Origin of the sequence: Rothia sp. BD8 (genome assembly GCF_044878465.1) — a bacterium.
Lineage (GTDB): Bacteria > Actinomycetota > Actinomycetes > Actinomycetales > Micrococcaceae > Rothia > Rothia kristinae.
Window position 1 is genome coordinate 1 of sequence record NZ_JANJES010000001.1, and the last position, 20,666, is coordinate 20,666.

General features: G+C 71.5%; 12 protein-coding genes and 1 pseudogene. 8 read left to right on the forward strand and 5 right to left on the reverse strand.

What is annotated here, in order from left to right; all coding sequences use genetic code 11:
- Positions 1-130: 130 nt before the first annotated feature.
- Positions 131-1,320, reverse strand: a pseudogene (locus tag NQ707_RS00005) (IS3 family transposase).
- Positions 1,321-2,255: 935 nt separating this feature from the next.
- Here NQ707_RS00005 and NQ707_RS00010 point away from each other — a divergent pair.
- Entirely contained in the window at positions 2,256-3,161 is a 906-nt protein-coding gene (locus NQ707_RS00010) for an MBL fold metallo-hydrolase (RefSeq protein WP_058743610.1), read from the forward strand.
- Between the two features lie 53 nt (positions 3,162-3,214).
- Here NQ707_RS00010 and NQ707_RS00015 read toward each other — a convergent pair whose 3' ends face one another.
- On the reverse strand, positions 3,215-4,141 hold the full coding sequence (locus tag NQ707_RS00015; protein WP_100464491.1) for a phosphatase PAP2 family protein: 927 nt from the start codon (positions 4,139-4,141) through the stop codon (positions 3,215-3,217).
- A 175-nt stretch (positions 4,142-4,316) separates the two neighbouring features.
- Here NQ707_RS00015 and NQ707_RS00020 point away from each other — a divergent pair, with 175 nt between their 5' ends.
- The 3 genes from NQ707_RS00020 (at position 4,317) to menD (ending at position 10,493) form a co-directional block, all read left to right on the forward strand.
- Entirely contained in the window at positions 4,317-5,351 is a 1,035-nt protein-coding gene (locus NQ707_RS00020; RefSeq protein ID WP_100464489.1) for an o-succinylbenzoate synthase, read from the forward strand.
- A 443-nt stretch (positions 5,352-5,794) separates the two neighbouring features.
- Positions 5,795-7,729, forward strand: coding sequence for an MDR family MFS transporter (locus NQ707_RS00025; RefSeq protein ID WP_061225635.1), 1,935 nt, complete (start codon positions 5,795-5,797; stop codon positions 7,727-7,729).
- Between the two features lie 844 nt (positions 7,730-8,573).
- Positions 8,574-10,493: a 2-succinyl-5-enolpyruvyl-6-hydroxy-3-cyclohexene-1-carboxylate synthase gene (gene menD / locus NQ707_RS00030; RefSeq protein ID WP_404433945.1), complete on the forward strand. Its 1,920-nt coding sequence runs from the start codon at positions 8,574-8,576 to the stop codon at positions 10,491-10,493.
- A gap of 146 nt (positions 10,494-10,639) precedes the next feature.
- Here menD and NQ707_RS00035 read toward each other — a convergent pair whose 3' ends face one another.
- A complete protein-coding gene (locus tag NQ707_RS00035; protein ID WP_404433947.1) occupies positions 10,640-13,231 on the reverse strand; it encodes an MMPL family transporter in 2,592 nt (863 codons plus the stop codon).
- Between the two features lie 100 nt (positions 13,232-13,331).
- Positions 13,332-13,979, reverse strand: a complete 648-nt coding sequence (locus tag NQ707_RS00040) for a TetR/AcrR family transcriptional regulator (RefSeq protein ID WP_404433949.1) — start codon at positions 13,977-13,979, stop codon at positions 13,332-13,334.
- A 67-nt stretch (positions 13,980-14,046) separates the two neighbouring features.
- On the opposite strand from NQ707_RS00040, the gene NQ707_RS00045 reads away from it, so the two are divergent.
- The 3 genes from NQ707_RS00045 to NQ707_RS00055 all read left to right on the forward strand — a co-directional run bounded on the left by NQ707_RS00045 (position 14,047) and on the right by NQ707_RS00055 (position 17,296).
- Positions 14,047-14,748: a demethylmenaquinone methyltransferase gene (locus NQ707_RS00045; RefSeq protein WP_404433951.1), complete on the forward strand. Its 702-nt coding sequence runs from the start codon at positions 14,047-14,049 to the stop codon at positions 14,746-14,748.
- A gap of 4 nt (positions 14,749-14,752) precedes the next feature.
- Entirely contained in the window at positions 14,753-16,084 is a 1,332-nt protein-coding gene (locus NQ707_RS00050) for a geranylgeranyl reductase family protein (protein WP_404433953.1), read from the forward strand.
- Positions 16,085-16,159: 75 nt separating this feature from the next.
- Positions 16,160-17,296 carry a polyprenyl synthetase family protein gene (locus tag NQ707_RS00055; protein WP_404433955.1) on the forward strand — a complete coding sequence of 379 codons (1,137 nt, stop codon included), beginning with the start codon at positions 16,160-16,162 and terminating at the stop codon, positions 17,294-17,296.
- Positions 17,297-17,402: 106 nt separating this feature from the next.
- Here NQ707_RS00055 and NQ707_RS00060 read toward each other — a convergent pair whose 3' ends face one another.
- Positions 17,403-18,866, reverse strand: a complete 1,464-nt coding sequence (locus NQ707_RS00060; protein WP_404433957.1) for a DUF6882 domain-containing protein — start codon at positions 18,864-18,866, stop codon at positions 17,403-17,405.
- A 118-nt stretch (positions 18,867-18,984) separates the two neighbouring features.
- Between NQ707_RS00060 and NQ707_RS00065 the strand changes: the two genes are divergently transcribed.
- Positions 18,985-20,517 (forward strand): SseB family protein, encoded by a 1,533-nt coding sequence (locus NQ707_RS00065; protein WP_404433959.1) that lies wholly within the window; start codon positions 18,985-18,987, stop codon positions 20,515-20,517.
- Positions 20,518-20,666 lie beyond the last annotated feature (149 nt).

Genomic DNA, 20,666 nt, shown 5'->3' on the forward strand with positions numbered 1-20,666 from the left:
AAGGTATCGTGGGGCATGTCGGGGTCTTCCGGATGGGCAGTGTAGGAACTTCCATCATCGGGAGGCCTCGACCCTCACCCAGGCAGCGACGCGCCGGCCGCACCTACCTCCTCGATTACGAAGAGCCAGTTTACGACGCAACGGGCGCTACGCCCTGCTCCTGATTGTAGGTCCCCTCGACCTCCGCAGGAGTGTGGTAACTCAGGACCTCGTGCCTCCGGGTCATGCTCCACCAATGCACCCACCCGTCGTGGCCAGCTCCACGGCCGCGGTGGATTCCCAGACCCGTTTGGAGCGGATCAGCTCAGCCTTGTAGAGGCCAATGACTGTCCCCGGCGAGGGTTTTGTCATAGCTGTCGCCCACAGTGCCCACCGAAGCAGTCACCCCGGCGGCGATGACCGCATCCGGGTAGACCAGACTGACGTACTGGTAGCCTCTGTCGCAGTGGTGGATCAGCCCCTGCCCGTTGCTGCTGGCCCCCGGTGCTCGCCATGTCGTCTTTCAGTTCCAGCAATGGCAGCCGGTCAGTATGCAGCGAAGAGGATACAGACCAGCCGACTATCCGACGGCAGCAGATATCGGTGATGAACGCCGTGTAGGCGAACTCTCCCAGGGTGCGCACGTAGGTGATGTCAGCGACTCACAGCTGGTGGGGCTGTTCAGCAGCGAAGCGGCGTTCGACCATGCCGGACGGTCACCCGGTGCCCCGGTAGGGCGCGGGATGATCAGCTGACGGCCGTGCCTTGCCCCTTCTAGCCCGGCGAGTTTCATCAGTCAGGCGGCCTGGTCCCGGCCGACCTTTTAGCCGGACGGAGCATCGCCTAGTGCATCTTCCTGGCCCCGTAGACGCTGTCGTTGTCTTGGTGGATCCGTTGGAGCTCCTGGATGAGGATCTCGTCGCATCGGGCCCGTGCGGAGCCAGGCCGGGCCTTGGCCGAGCGGTAGCCGATGGAGGTGATGAACCCACATTCCGCCGCACCCACGGTGCGGCAGATGACCCGGACCCCGAATTGATCCAGGTTCTCGTCGATGAACGCGATCACCTCGTCGTGGGGCGGGTGGGTTCCGATGCGAAGAAATCTGAGGTCTTGCGCAGGTTCTCGTCCGCGCGGCGCAACTCGCGGTTCTCTCGGCGCAGCCTGGTGATCTCCTCGGCTTCAGCGGTGCTCAGTCCCGGGGCCTGGCCGTGGTCGATGCGGTCTTGTCTCCACCAGCCCCGCAGGGTGTGGGGTTGAGATCCCGCCGACGGATTCACTGACTGCGGTGCAGGCGCTCCAGGCAGAGCACTGCTCAGCTTGGAGGTGTTCGTCGATGAGCATCACGGCCCGGGTCTTGAATACGGGGCCGTACTTCTGGGGCGTGTCCTGATCCTCCTTGAGGAAGTAGGCCGGAACGGAACACGGGACGCTTCAGAACCTCGTGCGCAGAAGCATCTGGGTGGCAGCGCCCTCGATCCACCAGTTCCGTGCAGCCACCGTCAGCGCTCGACCCCACCGTCCAGTAAGGTAATGGTAGGGTACATGGGTCGCGCACTGGAGATCGGGAACGGGGGCGACGTGATCGTTAGGGGTGGGCGTCAGCGGGGCAACTTGCTGCCTAAGCTGGATGAATATGGTTGTATCGGGTGAGGTGGGGATGCAGTGCAGTTCGTGACCCCGCAGGACGATGAATTCAAGTGAAAAGATTCAAGAGTAGAGTTGAGCTGGCCTTATTCACCGTCGCAATAATTTTCGGGGCGTGTGCACTGATCTTCGCATTCACGGCTCCTGTTAATAATATATTTAATTATTCTGCAGAATGCACGCCCGTAAATAAGCGCGTTACCTATGCTAGGGGTAATGATGGGCCGACCGCCTGGGGTAAATCCTCTTTGAATTTGGAGACCAAAGAGTGTGGGGGTATATCGATCAATCAAAATATTTGGGGAGATAGTCCGGACAGGTTGCAATATAGAATAAAATTGAACAAGACCTATAGGATGGTCTGGATTACGTCAGGTTCCCTGGCGGTTCGAAGGATGTGGTGAACATCTACAGGTAGCTCGTTCGAATCGCAAAAATGTGGCGTTTGCCGTGAGTACGAACTCGCAAAAAATTGATATGCAGGCCACGATCAGTCGCTCAGTCCTCGGTGTGTGGCTGCGTCATCTGGAAGACCTCTTCGCTCATCCGTTCCTGGCCAGGGCGGAACCTCCCCGGCGCTTCGGTGCCCCACCAGCAGGCGGGGTGCGGCCGCATCCAGTACCGTAGGGGGCATGGCTCGCACACAAGAGATCGCGGATGGGATCTACCTGATCGCCACGGATGACTACCGGCTCAACTCCGGGCTGGTCGTCGGGGCGGACAAGGCCATGGTCATCGACACCGGGGCCGGGCCCCGCCAGGGCGCGGAGATCTTCCGGGCCGCCCGGCGCATCACGGACCTGCCCTTCGTCGTCGTCAACACCCACGCCCACTACGACCACATCTTCGGCAACGCCGTGTTCGCCGCGGACGGCGTCACGGACTTCTGGGCCCACCCCAAGGCCGTGCGGGCCATGACCCGCTACGCGGACCGGCAGCGCAGCTTCGTGGAGACCCTCGAACCCGAGATGGCCCACCACCAGGGCCCCAACACGGACATCATCCTGCCCACCCGCATGCTCCCCGGAGACGGCGGCCGCGCCTCCTTCACCCGCGTGGACCTCGGCCACCGCGCCGTCACCCTCTTCTACCTGGGCCTCGGGCACACCGACAACGACGTCCTCGCCGGGGTGGACGAGGTCCTGTTCACCGGCGACGTCGTCGAGCAGGGCGCGGACCCCGCCTTCGACGACTCCTTCCCCGACATGTGGGTGCAGGTCCTGCAGACCGTCGCCGGCCTGGACCGGTACCGCGTGTTCGTCCCCGGCCACGGCCTGCCCGTGGAGCGCACCTTCGTGCAGCGCCAGGCCGAGACCATGCGCGAAGCCATCAACCGCATCGAAGCCTCCGCCGCCAACCCCCTGGCCGGGCCCACCACCGCCGCCATGTACAAGCTGCCCTACGAAGCCGGGGTCACCCGCGTGCTCCTGGACCGGCTCGAATGGCTCAGATCCCAGGGCCTCACCGGGGACGCGCTCGTCGCCGAGGAGACCCCGGAAGGCGCCACCGGCCCCATCACCCGCGGCGAACAGGTCTGAGCCCCGGTCAGTCTGAGCCCCAGGGCCTTCCGAGCCCGCCCGTGGGGGAGGGGTCAGTACGTCCAGACCTTGGTGTACGCCCGCTCCACCGGGGCGCGCAGACCGCCCCGCAGGAAGCACACGATCAGCGCGGTGCACAGCATCCCCACCGCCCCGATCAGGCACAGGCTGCCCAGCAGGGCCGCCCCCGGGTAATGCTGATACGTGGACACCAGGTACGTCACCAGCGCGGTGAACCCCAGGAACAGCCCGAAGATCGTGAACAGCGGGATCACCAGCAGCCCCGTGAAGCGCGTGCCGGACTCATCCCGGTTCTCCGCGGGCAGGAAGCGCAGCACCAGCATCCCCAGGATGGTCCACGCCGAGACCAGGAAGATCGCGGCCACCACATCCGCCGGGCGGTGCCACCCGTTGATCACCGTGGCCACCCCCGTGACCACCGCGAACGCGCACATCAGGATCGCCAGCCCCGGACGCCACCGGCGCGGAGCCGCCAGGAACAGGGCCGAGCCGGCCGCCATCGCGAACGTCGTGTGCCCGGAGGGCAGGGAGTTCAGCACCGCATCCTGGATGCCCAGATTCGGCTTGACCAGGGTGGACTTCAGCAGCTGCGCGCTGCCGTTGGCGCCCACCGCCACCAGCACCCCCACCAGGGCGGGGGCGAAGCGGTGACGCCGGAACAGCACGATGAGGATCCCCGCCACCGCCAGACCCGCCGAGATCGCCGGCAGGGCGTTGAGCAGGGAGGAGGACTGCGCGGTGTAGCGCTGCAGCCGGTTGCTGACCTCCGCCAGCGCCGTCTCGTCGATCTGCTGACCGGCGCTGAGATGCAGGAACAGCTCGATGGTGGCCCACAGCCCCGCGATCATCAGCCCCACACCCAGCAGGTGCCGGATCACGGTCCCGACGCCGGGTCGCCGGGCCGGAGTGGGATCCTCCGGGGGCAGGGCGGAGGCGGCGGAGACGGGGGCAGGTCCCATGGGATTCGTCGCCGTTCACCGCCCGTCATCTCTCGCGTGCCGCAGTTGCCTGCGATCCCGCGCGCCGGCGGACGGCGGGGGATCGACCGGAGTCGATCCTGTCAGCACAACCTCACTGTTCCGGGCGTTTTCCCTGGACGTTTCCTGAATGGGGCGGATGGGGGACGATGGGACCATGAGCACCCCCGTCGACGACGCACCCGAACCCGCCCTGCCCGCCCTGCCGGAGATCCTCGAGACCGCGCGGGTGGTGAGCCTGCCGCTGTCCGTGCGCTTCCGCGGCGTCACCCACCGGGAGGCCGTGCTGTTCCGGGGGCCCGCCGGCTGGGGGGAGTTCTGCCCCTTCCTGGAATACGGGCCGCAGGAGTCCTCCCGGTGGCTGGCCTGCGCCATCGAGATGGCCTGGCGCGAACCACCCGCCCCGGTGCGCACCACCGTGCCCATCAACGCGACCGTGCCGGCCGTGCCCCCGGAGCAGGTGGCCCCGGTGCTGGACCGCTCCCACGGGCGGGTGCGGGAGGTCAAGGTCAAGGTCGCCGAGCGCGGCCAGAGCCTCGCCGAGGACCTCGCCCGCCTGCGCGCCGTGCGCGAGGCCGCCCCCCAGGCCGTCATCAAGACCGACGCCAACGCCGGCTGGACCCATGAGCAGGCCCTGGCCGCACTGGAGGCCTTCGAGGAGTTCTCCCCGGCCTACGCCGAGCAGCCCGTGGCCGGGATCGACGGCCTGGCCCGCCTGCGTCAGGAGGCCCGACGCCGCGGCCTGAGCACCCCCATCGCCGCCGACGAGTCCGTGCGCAAGGAGACGGACCCGCTGGAGGTGGCCCGGCGGGGCGCGGCCGACCTGATCGTGGTCAAGGCGGCCCCGCTGGGCGGGGTGCGCGCGGCCCTGCGGGTGATCCGGCAGGCCGGGCTGCCCGCCGTCGTCAGCTCCGCCCTGGAATCCTCCGTGGGCATGGCCGCGGGACTCGCCCTGGTCGCCGCCTTGCCGCAGCTGCCCCACGCCTGCGGTCTGGGCACCGCCTCCCTCTATGCCGAGGACCTGGTGGAGAACCCCCTCATCCCGCGCGACGGCGAGCTGCCCGTCACGCGACCCGCCCCGGAGCAGCATCTGCTGGCGCGCCACGAGGTGACGGGACAGCGGCGCGAGTGGTGGCTGGAGCGCACCCGCGCCGCCTACGAGGCGCTGCGCGCGCGCCGCGAGGCGGATTGAAGCGGAACCGGGCCCGGGAGAAACGCATGCCGCGGTCAGAGTGCACTCAGTGCAGAGCATCACGAACCACCGGGGTGACCGGGGGCCGATGCCGGGGGTAGTGTTCTCTGAGCCTGCGGGACACTGCGCCCCGCGCCCGCCGCCCTCACGCGCCGCGGGCCCCAGCACCACCCACGGTCAGGAACTGCATGTCGAACTACCAGGGCCGGCACGTCGCGGCAGACGCCGCACACGAGTCAGCCACCCACCACACCCCGGGCGCCGGGGCCGGCACCGGAACCGGCACGGCCGCCGTCATCGCGGCCGACGCCGCCGGGACCGCCCGACCGGCCAGCGGGCACCTGCCCGCCGTCGCCCCGCACGCCGAGAAGTCCGGCGGCGGGAAAGCCGGCAGTGGGAAGGCAGACGGCGGGACGGGGGCGCAGCCCAAGGCCTCGGCCGTGATGTCCCAGCGCCAGATCATGCTCGTGATGGTCGGGCTGATGTCCGGGATGTTCCTGGCCTCCCTGGACCAGACCATCGTCGGCACCGCGATCCGCACCATCGGCGATGACCTGCACGGGCTGGATCAGCAGGCGTGGGTGACCACCGCGTACATGATCACCTCCACGATCTCCACGCCCATCTACGGCAAGCTCTCCGACGTGTTCGGGCGCCGACCCCTCTACATCTTCGGCATCGGCGTGTTCATCGTGGGCTCGCTGCTGTCCAGCTTCTCCACGTCGATGATCATGCTCGCCGGGTTCCGCGCCTTCCAGGGCATCGGCGCCGGGGCCCTGATGTCCCTGCCGCTGGCGATCATGGGCGACATGCTCGCCCCGCGGGAGCGGGCCAAGTACCAGGGGTACTTCCTGGCCGTGTTCGGCATCTCCTCGGTGCTCGGTCCGCTGTTCGGCGGGATCTTCGCCGGCTCCGCCCAGATCCTGTGGATCCCGGGCTGGCGCTGGGTCTTCCTCATCAACGTGCCCATCGGCGTGATCGCCCTGGCCCTGGTCATCGCGTTCCTGCACCTGCCGCGCCTGGGCGAGCACGAGAAGCCGCGCATCGACTGGTGGGGTGCGGCCGCCGTGATCACCGCCCTGCTGCCGCTGCTGCTGGTGGCCGAGCAGGGTCGGGACTGGGGCTGGGACTCCGCCGGGGCGATCACCTGCTACGTGATCGGCGCCGTCGGCATCGCCGCCTTCGTGCTGATCGAGGCGAAGATGGGCCCGGATGCGATCATCCCGCTGAAGCTGTTCCGCTCCGGGACCTTCTCCATGGCCACCGTGCTGGGCTTCCTCGTGGGCTTCGCGATGTTCGGCGCGATGATGACGATCCCGCTGTACCTGCAGATCGTCGTCGGGCTGACCCCCACCGAATCCGGGTTCGCGACGCTGCCGATGGTCGGCGGCATCATGCTCTCCTCGATCATCTCCGGTCAGATCGTGGCCAAGACCGGCCGGTACCGGATCTTCCCGGTGATCGGCACGTTCATCACCGCGATCGGCTACTACCTGCTGACCTTCATGACCATCGACCTGCCGGTGTGGTTCCTGATGCTCGGGATGTTCTTCATCGGCCTGGGGCTGGGTCAGCTGATGCAGTCCCTGACCCTGGCCTCCCAGTCCTCGGTGGCCCCGCGGGACATGGGGGTGGCCACCAGCTCCTCGACCTTCTTCCGCCAGATCGGCGGAACCCTGGGCACGGCGGTGCTGCTGTCCGTGCTGTTCACGGCGATGCCCACCAACATCTCCCACGCGATGGGCGACGAGGGCGATCTGCGCTCCGCCCTGAACGCAGCCCTGGACCCGTCCGTGGCGGGCAAGGCGGAGAACGCCGGGGTGATGGAGAAGATCTGGGATCCCATCACGGACCCGGTGAAGAAGCAGGTGCAGTCCCAGCTGGATCAGGCGGTGCAGCAGGCGGAGCAGCAGCTGCCCGCCGGTGCCCCCGATGCCGCGAAGCAGCAGGTGCTGCAGGCCGTGGCCGAGAAGGCCGAGGCGTCGGTGGATGGGGACACGGTGAGCGTGAACTGGTCCGATGAGTCCCAGCGGGAGCACTGGGTGGATGAGCTGGCCCCGAAGCTGGCCGATCAGATCCGCAGCTCCTCGGATGACATGGGCAGCAGCGCCGGTTCCAGCACGAGCGACACCTCCTATCTCAACGGGGCCGACGCCGCCCTGACCCGGCCGTTCATGAAGGGCTTCAACGATTCGGCGCGCACCATCTACTGGGTGGGCTTGGGCGTGATCCTCGCGGCCTTCGTGCTCTCCTGGTTCTTCCGGGTGCCGCCGCTGAGCCAGCGCTCCGGCCTGCAGTCCCAGGCCGACGACGCCGCCTCCGCCGAAACCCGCGCGGCCGAGGGTGGCCGTACCGAGGGTGGCGGGACCCAGGCGTAGGTCTAGGCCCTAGGGCGAGGGCGGGGCCGGGCCTAGGTCCGGCCCCCGGGCCTGGGGCGAGAACTGGGAGCAGGTCCAGGCTGGGGTAGGCCTAGAAGGCGCAAGCCTTCGGCCGCCGCCCGGGCAGGCCGGTTCGGTAGGTCCGTCCGACCGGCCGCGGCGGCTGTGACCCTCACGGGCCGACCGCTTTCCGCTGCCACGGTCGGCCCGCCGTCGTGGCGACCTCGCCGTCGCGGGGCAGCGGGGGCCGCTGCGCCGCCGAGGAGCGGTGCGACTGAGCCGCCGGCGGGAGGGGAGGCGTCACCTGAATTTTCAACAGGCACCCCCTCGATGTGTTGTTCGCGGTTTCCTGAAAATTCAGCTACGCCCGCGCCAGCTGAATTTTCAACTCCCCCACAGGCCTTCCCCCCCCCCGTGCCTGCTGAATTTTCAAGGGCCCGGCCGGATGACTCCCGTCGCCGGCGCTGAAAATTCAAGCCTCTCGCAGGAGATTCCCCGTCGCGGGAACTGAAAATTCAAGCGTCGTCGAGGAAACTGAAATTTCAAGAGTTTCGGAAGATCATCTCTGCCTCCAGGACGTTGAAATTTCAAGAGTTTCTGCGGGTCATTTCCCGTTGGCGGTGCTGTAATTTCAGGCGGTCCGCAGGGTGCAGCCTGCCGAGCCTGCTGAAATTTCAAGAGGACGGAGACCGCGGATCTGGGGCGCGGCGTCGAGGCATCCGACGTCGGCGGGGCGGCGGCGATGGGAGGACGGGGCAATGGAAGGCCGGCGGAAGAGGTCGATGCCAGGGGGAAGATGGTGGGCGTCGTCGGGCGGGGTGCGGGCCCGCGTAAACTGGCGCGGGTGACCCCTGAAGCCGAGCCCGCCCCCGATCAGCGTCCCGACGCGTTCCTCACCGCCGTCTCCGTCCTGGACTCGCTGATCCGCGCGGGGATGCGGCACGCGGTGATCGCCCCCGGCTCCCGGTCCGCGCCCCTGGCCTACGCGCTGGCGGCCGCCGCCGACGCCGGGGCGTTGCAGGTGCACGTGCGCATCGACGAGCGCACCGCCGGCTTCACCGCCCTGGGCCTGGCCAAGGCCACCGGCGCGCCTGCGGCGGTGGTGACCACCTCCGGCACCGCGGTCGGGGAGCTGCTGCCGGCCGTCATGGAAGCCCACCACACCGAGGTCCCCCTGGCCGTGCTCAGCGCGGACCGGCCCCCGCGGCTGCGCGGCACCGGCGCCAACCAGACCACGGACCAGCCCGGCATCTTCGGCACCCACGTGCGGGTCGGCGTGGACCTCACCGACTACCCCGAGCAGACCCCCGGCCCGCAGACCGCCGGATTCACCGACGCCCTCGCCGCCCTGACCGGTCGCGACCCCGAGGACTGGGCCCAGCCCTCCCTGCGGCCTCGCGGCCCCGTGCAGATCAACTGCGCCTTCGACGAGCCCCTGCACCCGAACCGGCGCATGCGCCAGATCCTGCGCGCCTGGGCCGACGGCGTGACCGACCTCGAGCCCGAGCCCGCCCCCACGCTGCCGGACCCGACCCTCGAGGCCGTCGTGGCCGACGCCGCGCGCCCCCCGGCTGCGCGCTCGACGAACCCGGTGACCGCCGGTCGGCGGCCGGAGCCCCAGGACCGGCCAGAACTCCAGAACCAGCCCGGGCCCCAGGGTCGGCCCGCGGCAGACGAGGGGGCGGCCGCGGGGAACAGAGCCTCGGGGGAGACCCCGGAGCGGCCCGCCGATATGCTGCGGCGCAGCGTCGTCATCGCCGGGGACGGGGCCGGTCCGCTGGCCCGGGACTTCGCCGAGGCCCAGGGGCTGCCGCTGCTGGCCGAACCGTCCTCGAACGCCCGAAGCGGGACCCACGCCATCGGCGCCTACCGGGTGCTGCTGGGTGAGGAGAGCCTCGGCGGGCGGATCGAGCGGGTGGTGCTCTTCGGTCGGCCCACCCTCTCCCGGCCGGTCACCCGCCTGCTCGCCGACCCGCAGACCGACGCCGTGATCTACCTGCCCCGCCCCGTGGCCTGGGCCGACCCGCGCCGTCGCCCCGAGATGCCCGTGCGCACCCTCGCGGAGGCCGCGGCCTTCGCCGGCACCGGGGAACCGGGCTGGCTACGGGCCTGGCGAGACGCCGACGCCGCCCTGGCCGCCCGGATCGAGCGGCTGGCCGCCGCCGGGCAGCTCCCCACCGGGCCCGCCGTCGCCGCGGCCGTGACCCGGGCCTGCGAGCAGGACGGGTCGACGCTGGTCCTGGGCTCCTCCAACCTCGTGCGCGACGCGGATCTCGCCCCCGCGCCCGACCGCGCCCTGACGGGGGTGTGGGCCAACCGGGGCCTGGCCGGGATCGACGGCACCGCGGCCACCGCCACCGGCATCGGCCTGGGCCTGGGCGTCCCGGTCCGCCTGCTCGTCGGGGACCTCACCTTCCTGCACGACCTCGGCTCCCTGAACCTCGGGCCCCGCGAGGCGCGCCCGCGCCTGCAGATCGTGGTGTTCAACGACGACGGCGGCGGCATCTTCACCACCCTGGAGCACGGGCAGGTCGCCGAGGATCAGGGGTGGGCCGACGCCGTCGAGCGCTTCTTCTCCACCCCGCACGGGGCGGACCTGGAACACCTGGTGCGCGGCTTCGGCCACCGCTACGTCCGCGCCGATGACGTCGCCGCCCTGCGCGCGGCCCTGCGGGAGCCGGAGGAGGGGATCGAGGTCATCGAGGTGCGCGGCTCCCGGGCGGACCTGCGCCCCTTCCACGACGCCCTGGCCCACCCTGCCTGACCCCGCACCCGCGTCTGACCGGCCCGGCCCTGCCCCCGCCGGGGACCGGCCCGCCCCGCCTGACCCGACACCGCAGACACGGCGAGAGCCCCGGACCCTTCTGGATCCGGGGCTCTCGCCGTCCCGCGCGCGCAGGACTCGCCGGGTCAGGCCCTTGCGGCCTTCTGCTTCTCGCCCTGGGCGTCATCCTGGGCCGCCTTCTGGGCCAGGTGCTCGTCCCGACCCTCCAGCTTCCGCTCCAGGCCGGCACCCTCCACGTCCACGTTCGGCAGGATGCGGTCCAGCCACTTCGGCAGCCACCAGGCCTTCTCACCCAGCAGGTGCAGCAGCGCCGGGATCAGGGTCATGCGCACCACGAAGGCGTCCAGCAGCACCCCGAAGGCCAGGCCGAAGCCGATGGGACGGATCATCGTCAGCTCGGAGAACACGAAGCCGCCGAACACGCTGAGCATGATGATCGCCGCGGCCACCACCACCCGGGCCGAGTGGTTGTACCCGCGCACCACGGCCGAACGCGCGTCCGCCCCGTGCACGTAGGCCTCGCGCATCCCGGAGACCAGGAACATCTGATAGTCCATGGCCAGGCCGAACAGGATACCCACCAGCAGGGTCGGCAGGAAGGACAGCACCACGGACGGGTCATGCACCCCGACCACCGGGCCCAGCCAGCCCCACTGGTAGATAGCCACGACCCCGCCGAAAGCCCCCAGCAGGGAGAACAGGAAGCCCAGGGTCGCGGTCAGCGGCACCAGGATGGACCGGAACACCAGGATCAGCACCAGGAAGCTCAGCCCCAGCACGATCCCGATGTACTTGGGCAGGGCCTCGGCCAGGATCGAGGAGATGTCGATGTTGCCGCCGGTCTGTCCGGTCACCCCGAGGCTGACGTCCTCGTCCTTCTCCGTCTGCGCGGACAGATCCCGCAGCCGGTTGACCAGATCCACCGTGGACTGCGCGCTGGGCCCCTCCTTCGGGGTCACCTGGTACACGGCCACGGAGCGGTCATCGGAGATCCCCGCCGGGACCACGGAGACGACGTCGTCCTGCTTCTTCAGCTCATCGGCCACCGCGAGCTCCTTGTCCTGCGCGGCCGTCTCATCCAGGCCGTCCGGCAGCTGCCCGACCACGAGCACGAAGCCGTTGGCCCCGGCCCCGAACTCGTCCTTTATGGTCTGGTACGCGCGGTACTGGGTGGAGTCCTCGGGCTCGGTGGAGCCGTCCGGCAGGCCCAGGCGCATCGAGGCGGTGGGGATCGCGAGGACCCCCAGCAGCACGATCGCGCCCAGCCCGGCCAGCACCGGGTGCCCGGTGACGAATCCGGCCCAGCCGCGGGCCTCGGATTCGCTGCGTCGCTGCGCGTGCTTGCCGCCGGTGCCCTGGTACCAGGTGCGCTCGGTGCGGTTGAGCACCCGGGTGCCCACCAGGCCCAGCATCGCCGGGGTGAAGGTCACGGATACCAGCACCGCGATCACCACGCACAGGGCCGCGGTGGTTCCCATCACGCCCAGGAACGGGATCCCGATGACGTTCAGGGCCAGCAGCGCGATGACCACGGTGGTGCCGGCGAACACCACGGCGTTGCCGCTGGTCCCGGCGGCCACGCCCACGGACTCGTGCAGCTCCATGCGCTCGCGCAGGTTGCTCCGGTGCCGGTTGAGGATGAACAGGGAGTAGTCGATGCCCACGGCCAGGCCCAGCATCATCCCGAGCATCGGGGTGACCTGCTGGATGTCGATGACCTTGGACAGGGACATGGTCACCAGCACGCCGATGCCCACCCCCAGCAGGGCCGCGATGATCGGCAGGCCGGCGGCCACCAGGGTCCCCAGCATCACCAGCAGCACCACCAGGGCCACGACGACGCCGATGATCTCACCCGGGCCCGCCAGCCCGCCGATGGTCTGGGCGATGTTCTGATCGAAGTCCTCGTGCACCCCGTCGATCGAGGAGCTGGTCATCGCGTCCATCACCCCGGACTTCGTCTCATCGGAGACGTTCTCGATGGGGTCGTCGAACTGGACCATGGCCAGCGCGGTGGAGCCGTCATCGGAGACGCTGTTGGCCTCGGAGGAGTACTGCCACAGCTTGAGGTTGCGCTCGTAGTTCTTCTGCTGGGTGTTCAGCTCGTCGGCCTTCGGCTGGATCTGCGCGGCGGCCTCGTCCAGCTCCTTCTTCCTCGCGTCCAGCTGCTTCTGCTGGTCGTCCAGGGCGGTCTTGGCCTGCTCCGGGGCGTCGTCCGGCAGCTTCTGGCGCTGCTCGTCCAGCTGCTGCTGGGCCTGCTGCAGCTGGGCGCGCCCGTCGGTGACCTGCTGCTGGGCGCCCTGCAGCTGCTCGCGGCCCTGATCCAGCTGCTGCTTGCCGGAGTCCAGCTGCTTCTTGGCATCGGCCAGGGACTGCTGGGTCTGGAACGGGTTGATCACGGAGGCGACGCCGTGCACGTCCGAGACCTTGTCCAGGGCCTGGGCGACCTCGGTCTTCTGCTGGTCCGTGAAGGCCTTGCCGTCGTCGGTGCTCAGCACGATCTGCCCGGTGCCGTGGCTGGCGTCGGGCAGCTTCTCCTTCAGCTCATCCTGCAGCCGCTGGGTCTCCGACCCGGGCAGCGTGAAGGAGGTGCTCAGCTGGGTGTGGAAGGCGGAGTAGGCGCCGATCGCCCCGCCGAGGGCCAGCAGCCAGATCACGATGACCAGCCAGGCCTTGCGGGAGGCGAAGCGCCCGATCTTATACAGGAGTGTTGCCACGGGGTGGACTTCCTTCGATTCGCGGGACGGGAGACAGATGCGGTGAGAGGCGGTGGGGCGCGGCCCGGGGTGGGCGAGCGCGGCCGGGGGAGGGCCGGGCTCAGCTCGAGTCGGCCGGGGCGCCGAGATCCGGGGGCAGCCCGGCCAGCAGCCGCAGCGCCCCCAGGGTGCGCTCGCGCAGCCGCCCCATGTCCTCCGGGGGCGCCCCGCCCGGTCCGGCGCAGCGGGCCGGATCGTCCAGGGCCGCCGCGCAGGCGGCGACCAGGGACAGGCACAGGATGCGCACCTGCAGCGGATCGGCGCCCGGACGCAGGCGCGCCGTGCGCTCGGTGAGAATGCCGACGGCGTGCTCGACCGTGCGCTGACCCCACTGGGCCACCGCGGGGTGGCTGCGCAGCTCCCGGGACAGGGCCGAGAGTCGCAGGATCAGCTCCAGGGAGGCGGGGCTGGCGACGAAGGCCTCCACCAGTCGGGCCACCACCACGGGCAGGGCGGCGTCGTCGGGGATCTGCGGCAGGGGGATGGTCTCGCTGAGCTCGTCCAGCTCCCGCAGGGTCTGGGCCACGGCCGCCTCCTCGATCGAGGAGTAGTGGTTGAACACGGTGCGCCGGGACACCCCGGCGCGGCGGGTCAGCTCCGCGACGGACAGGCCCTCGGCGCCCTGCTCCACGATCAGCTGCAGCGCCGCGGCGGCGATCGCGCGGTGGGTGCTCTCGCGCCGCTGGGCGCGCCGATCGGGGGAGGACATGGCGCTCAGCCTAACTAGGTCGGTGCACCGAGTGCAACATCTTGGGGTCTCGGCCCGGTCTGCCACAATGGGACACGTGAACCGAGCTGACCTGACCAAGAAGTCCGAGGACGTCTCCGCGATGTTCGACGGCGTCGCCCCGCGCTACGACCTCATGAACGCGCTGCTGTCCCTGGGCATGGACCGCGGCTGGCGCCGACGCACCGTCGAGGCCCTCGCCCCCCGCCCGGGTCAGCGCATCCTCGACGTCGCCGCCGGCACCGGGACCTCCTCCGTGCCCTACCGGGACGCCGGGGCCGAGGTCGTGGCCGCGGACCTGTCCGAGGGGATGCTCGCCGAGGGGCGCCGACGCCACCCGGACATCGACTTCGTGCGCGCCGACGTCACCGACCTGCCCTTCGACGACGACTCCTTCGACGCCGTGACCATGTCCTTCGGGCTGCGCAACGTCGCCGAGCATCAGTCGGCCCTGGCCGAGCTGCTGCGGGTGACCAAGCCCGGCGGGACCCTGGTGATCTGCGAGTTCTCCACCCCCCTGCTGGCCCCCTTCCGCTTCATCTACCGCGAGTACCTGATGCGGGCCTTCCCGCCGCTGGCGCGGATGTTCTCCTCCAACCCGGAGTCCTACGCGTACCTGGCCGAGACCATCCGGGCCTGGCCGGATCAGCAGACCCTGGCCGCTCAGATCCGCGAGGTCGGCTGGGCCGGGGTCCAGTACCGGAACCTCACCGGCGGCGTCGTCGCCCTGCACCGGGCGAGGAAGGCGTAGCCCGGTGCGCATCCTGATCGCCGGCGCCGGCCCGGCGGGCTCCACCGCCGCGTACTGGCTGGCCGCCGCGGGCCACGAGGTCACCGTCCTGGAGAAGACCCGCTTCCCCCGGGAGAAGGTCTGCGGGGACGGGCTGACCCCCCGGGCCGTGCGCGAGATGCGGCTGATGGGACTGCCCCACGACGCCGAGCACGGCTACCGCCGCCAGCGCGGCCTGCGCCTGCGCGCGGCCGGGCGCCGGGTGGACGTGCCCTTCGAATCCCAGGGGGAGTTCCCCGGCTACGGCCTGGTGCGCACCCGCTACGGATTCGACGCGGACCTCGCCGCCCACGCCCGCGCCGCCGGCGCCCGGATCCTGGAGGGCCGCGCGGTCCACGAGGTGATCCGCGCCGGCCAGACCGATACGGGCACCTCCGGGCTGACGCCCGCGGACCTGCGGGACCCCGAGCGGATCGTGGGGGTGCGGGTGCGCGTGCACGACGAGCGCGGGCGGCGCACTGAGAAGACCGAGGAGCACTTCGCCCAGCTGGTGCTGGCCGCGGACGGCAACTCCACCCGCACCGCCGTCGCCGCCGGACTGGCCAAGCGCGACGACCGCCCGATGGGGGTCGCGGTGCGTACCTACTTCCACTCCCCGCTGAGCGAGCTGGACTGGATGGAGGGCTGGCTGGAGCTGGACGGGGCCGAGCCCGGCTCCGGTCGACGGGAGCTGCTGCCCGGCTACGGCTGGATCTTCGGCGTCGGCGACGGCACCGCCAACGTGGGTCTGGGCATCCTGAACACCTCCGAGCACTTCGGCACCCTGGACTACCGGGAGGTCCTGGCTCGGTGGACCGCCGCGATGCCGCCGGAGTGGCAGCTGGATCCCGAGCACCGGGAGGGCCGGGTGCTGGGCGCGGCCCTGCCCATGGGGTTCAACCGCACCCCGCTGCACCTGCCCGGCCTGCTGCTGCTGGGTGACGCCGGGGGCATGGTGTCCCCCTTCAACGGGGAGGGCATCTCCTACGCGATGGAATCCGCCCGGTGCGCCGCGCAGCTCGTGGACGACGCCGCCCGGGCCAACGGCCCGGCCCAGCGGGAGCGGGTCCTGGCCGGGTACCCGGAGCTGCTGCGCGGCGCGTGGGGTTCGCACTTCACCCTCGGGCGGGCCTGCGCCCAGCTGATCGGGCACCCGGCCGTGATGCGGGCCGGCCTGGCCGCGGGCATGCGCGCCCCCGCCCTGATGCGCCTGGCCGTGGCGATCATGGCCAACCTCACCCCGGAGCACCCGCTGACCACGACGGACCGCCTGGTGCACGCCCTGGAGGCCCTGACCCCGCCCACCTCCACCCGCTAAGATGGCCGGTGGTCGACCGACCGCCCCTTGAGCCCCCGCCACCACCGGCCCGGCCGATCCGTTCCCCGACGACAGATGAGTGTAGATACCGTGACTGCAGCCACCCCCGGACACACCGAGCCGGACCAGACCCTGCCCGGGGAGGGCGCCGACGCCGCCGGGCGGGAGGAGTTCCCCGGCTTCGGGGGCATCGCGCTGCCGGCCGGCTTCGAGCTGATCGCCCAGGATGAGGCCCTGGGCCCGGACGTGCTGCAGGGCCTGGCCGACGTCGAGACCCGCCTGGGCGAGGCCCTGCGGTACACGGACGCGCTGGCCGACACCGCCGCCCGGCACCTGCTGGAGGCCGGCGGCAAGAGGGTCCGGCCCCTGCTGACCCTGCTGGCCGCCCGGGCCGCCGGCGCCGCCGGCGCCGCCGAGATCACCGGGGACGTGCTGGACGCCGCCGTGGTCACCGAGCTGACCCACCTGGCCACCCTGTACCACGACGACGTCATGGACGAGGCCGCCACCCGCCGCGGCACCGACGCCGCGCACCGGATCTGGGGCAACTCCGTGGCGATCCTCACCGGGGACCTGATCTTCTCCCGCGCCTCGCTGATCGTGTCCGAGCTGGGCGCCCGGCCCCTGGCCATCCAGGCGAAGACCTTCGAGCGGCTGGTCCTGGGTCAGCTGCACGAGACCTCCGGGCCCGCCGCGGACGAGGACCGGCTGGCGCACTACATCAAGGTCATCGAGGGCAAGACCGGCTCCCTGATCGCCGCGGCCTGCGAGTACGGCTCCACCCTGGCCGGGGCCCCGGAGCAGACCGTGCAGGTGCTGGTCCGCTACGGCGAGCTGGTGGGGGTGGCCTTCCAGCTGGCCGACGACGTCATCGACGTCACCGCGGACGCCGAGACCTCCGGGAAGACCCCGGGCACGGATCTGCGCGAGGGCGTGGCGACCCTGCCGAGCATCCTGGTGCGCCAGGCCGCTGCGGACGGGGACGCGGAGGCCGCCCGCGTGGTGGAGCTGATCGATGGGGACCTCACCGAGGACGCCGCCCTGGCCGAGGCGGTGGCGGCCCTGGCCGCGCACCCGGTGACCGAGGAGGCATGGCGCATCGCCTACCGGTGGGCCGACGACGCGATCGAGGCTCTGGCTCCACTGCCGGAGTCCACGGTCAAGGAGGCCCTGAAGAGCTTCGCCCACGCGGTGGTGCACCGGCAGGCCTGAGCCCGGCCGCAGGCGGGTGAGCCGAGGGCTCACCCGTGCACAGGGGCCCCGCGAGCGGATCCGCTCGCGGGGCCCTGTCTGCTTCGGTGCGCGGGTGCGGGTGGGCCTACAGGCCGAGGAAGCGGCTGAAGAAGCCCTTCTTCCTGCCCTTGGGCTGCTGCTCCTCCTGCTGGTCCTCGACCACGTACTCCGGCTCCTGTTCGGCCCGCTCCTCGCGCCGGGTGCGCCCAGGCTCCTGCGGACCGGCCTGGGCGTTGGCCCGGCGCAGCCGCTCCAGGGCGGTGAGGTTCTCCTCCGGCTCCTGCTCGGCATCGCGCTGCGGGGCCTCGGTGCGCTCCTCGACGTCCTGCTCGTACTCCTCGACGACCTCGTAGCCTCCGGTGGCCGGCTCGGCCTCCCGGCGCGGCTGCTCCTCCCGGCGCGTGCGGGCCTCGGCGGGCTCCCCGGGGGTGGGGACCTGGGTGTACTGGTCGGTGCGCGGCTGGGCCTCGTCGGCATCCACGGGGGAGGAGGCCACCAGGCCGGGCTCGGCGTCGGCGCGGGGGGAGTGGTCGAAGGGCGCGCCCTCCCCGCCGGTCTCGGCCCGGCGCACGCCCTCCGGCTGGGCGGACTCGGTGCTCGCGGTCGCGGCGGTACGCGGGGAGAGCTCCTCCACCCGCTCCGGCAGGGGCTCCTCCTCCGCCGCGCGGTCCGCGGCGGCGGCCACGGCGCGCTCGTCCTCCTGCTCGACCAGGGCGGCCTGGGTGCGGGCCACCCGCTCGGCCTCCTCCTGCTCTCGGGCCCGGCGCTGGCGCTCGCCCTCCGCGGCGGCCAGGCGCAGGGCCTCACGGCCCTCCTCGCGCAGACGCTGGCGATGCTCGGCGGCCGCGCGGGCGCAGCGGGCCAGCTCGCGGGAATCCACCACGGGTTCGGCGGCCTCGATGCCGGTGATCTGCTGGTCGTCGAACCACAGACGCAGGGCGCCGTCGGCCGCGGTGATGATCGCGCAGGCCTCGGTGTCCCAGGTGATGTGCGCCCCGCGCAGCCGCGCGTAGGAATCCACCGCGCGCTGGTGGTGCACCGCGGTGCCGGTCTGCAGGGCCTGGGCCATGACCCGGCCCATCCGCTGCACGGTGGGTTCGGGCAGCTCGAACTGCGGGCCGTCCAGCAGCAGCCAGGCCCGCACCCCGCCGCCGGCGGTGGCCGGGTAGTGGGCGTAGATGCCGGTGACGGCCTTGGCCGCCAGGGTCAGGCGCCGGGCCAGTCCCTCGGAGAGGATCAGCTCATCCGTGGCCAGCTCCTGCACGCCCAGGGATTCGCCGGTCTCCCGGGCCTGCACCGCCGCGGCCACCACGGCGTCCGGGAAGTGGCCCAGCTCCTGCCAGGACCAGATCCAGGAGCCGCGCTGCTCGGACTCGGTGCCCAGCAGGGACGGGGTCAGGGACACGGAGGGGTCCGCCTGCAGGGTGAACGACGGCGCGGAGAAGTCCACGTCCCAGTCCGAATCCCCGGTGAGCTCGGCCAGGCGCGCCTGGTGCTCGGTGGAGATGAACAGTGCCTCGTCGATCAGATCCTGCAGCGTTTTGGTCATGGGGACAGGCTAGCAAGGAATGCCCCGCGCGGGCCGGGTTCCCAGGGGGTCCGCGGGGTGTGCGCTGTGTAGGCTCGGAAGGCGAGTCCACCGGCCAGCGCATCCGCGAGGAGAAGCCATGTCCACCACCCCCAGCCACCGCCTCACCGAGCGTCCCGGGCAGCAGCAGCGCGAGCAGCGCGTCCAGGAGGCGGTCAACACCCTGGGGCACTGGCTGCTCTCCTCCACCCAGACCACCCCGGGCTGGGACCAGCTCATCGCGGACTTCGCCCCCGCCTGGTCCTCGCCGGGCTCCTACCTGGCCCGGATCAGCGAGATCCGCGACGGCGAGGAGCTGGTCGGCTCCACCGGCGCGGTCGGGCCCGCGACGACCGTGGTGCCGCTGCTGGAGCAGCTGCGTGCGGCCTCCCACGAACCGGACACGGGGGCGTGGCTGTCCGCGAGCATCGTCATCGACGCCCAGGGCTGGCCCGAACCGCAGTACCAGGTGGGTCTGGACGCCGAGTATGAGGAGGAGCCCGCCTCCTGGCTTCCGGGGGAGGAGGCCACCGCCGCGGCGCTGGCCCAGGACTTGCGGGCCTACCCCCGCACCGCCGAGGCGCTGCCGGCGTGGATGGCGAAGCGGCTGGAGGAGGCCGGGCTCGCCGTGCCCCCGGCCGTCCCCGAGGAGACGGGGTCCGACGCCGCGCAGCCGGAGGCTGCGGCCGACGGCGGGACCGCGGACGGCGGGACACCGGGGAGCGCGGCGCCCGCTGAGACTCCCCCCGCCGCCGCGCAGCAGTCCGCGCCCACCGAGTCCGCCGGAACACCGCCGAGCCGGGAGGCCACCCCCGCCGCCGCGCAGCCGACCACCGGTCCCGCGCCGAACCCCGACCTGCTGCGGGGCCTGGAGCACTACGGCCGCCGCCCCGAGCACCGCACCCAGCTCAACGTGCTGCGCGCCCTGATGGGCGGGCAGGCCCTGCTGGACGTCTCCGGCTCGGACTTCCAGCCCGGCCCGCGCGGCGAGCGGATCGGGCCCGGCTCGACCCTGCGGCTGCAGACCGTGCAGGGCCCCGACGGGGCGACCCTGCTGGCGGTGTTCGCCGCCGAGGACACGGCCCGCGCCCTGCACGCCGCCGGGGGAACCGGCACCGCCTTCCGCACCCAGGCCCGCCCCGGGGCCCAGATCCTGCGCCAGATGCTCGAGGAGACCCCCTGCGACGGCGTCGTCGTGGAGCCCAACGGGCGAGCCAGCTGCCGGCTGGACCGCGCCCTGATCGCCGAGGCCCTGGCCGCCCCGCACCTGGACGCCGCCAAGGAGGCCCTGCTCGAGGAGTCCATGCCGCGGCTGCTCGGCAGCCTCATCGCCCCGGATGCCCGGCTGCTGATCGCCCTGGACGGCCCCGGGGAGGACGCCTACCCCATCTACGTGCAGACCGAGGACGGCTCCACCCCGGAGACCATGCTGCTGTTCACCTCCGCCCCCGAGGCCGCGGCCATCGACCCCGAGCTGACCCTGCGCGCGGCCCCCGCCCGCCAGGCCCTGCAGCTGGCCGTGGACGCCGGCGCCGGACACGTGCGCATCAACGCGCTGAGTCCCTCGGCCGTGCTGCCCATCGAGCAGGTCCGGGAGCTGCTGGAGCTGGCGGCCATGCAGGACCGTCTCTGAGGCGCGGACATCCCGCGGCCCGAGCCTCGGCCCGCCGCCGCGCGGGCACGCGAGAAGGCCCCCGCTTCCCGAACCCCCGCGCGAGGCGGGGACGGGAGACGGGGGCCTTCCGGTCATACGGCTTCAGGACCGGGGAGGGTCAGAGCCGT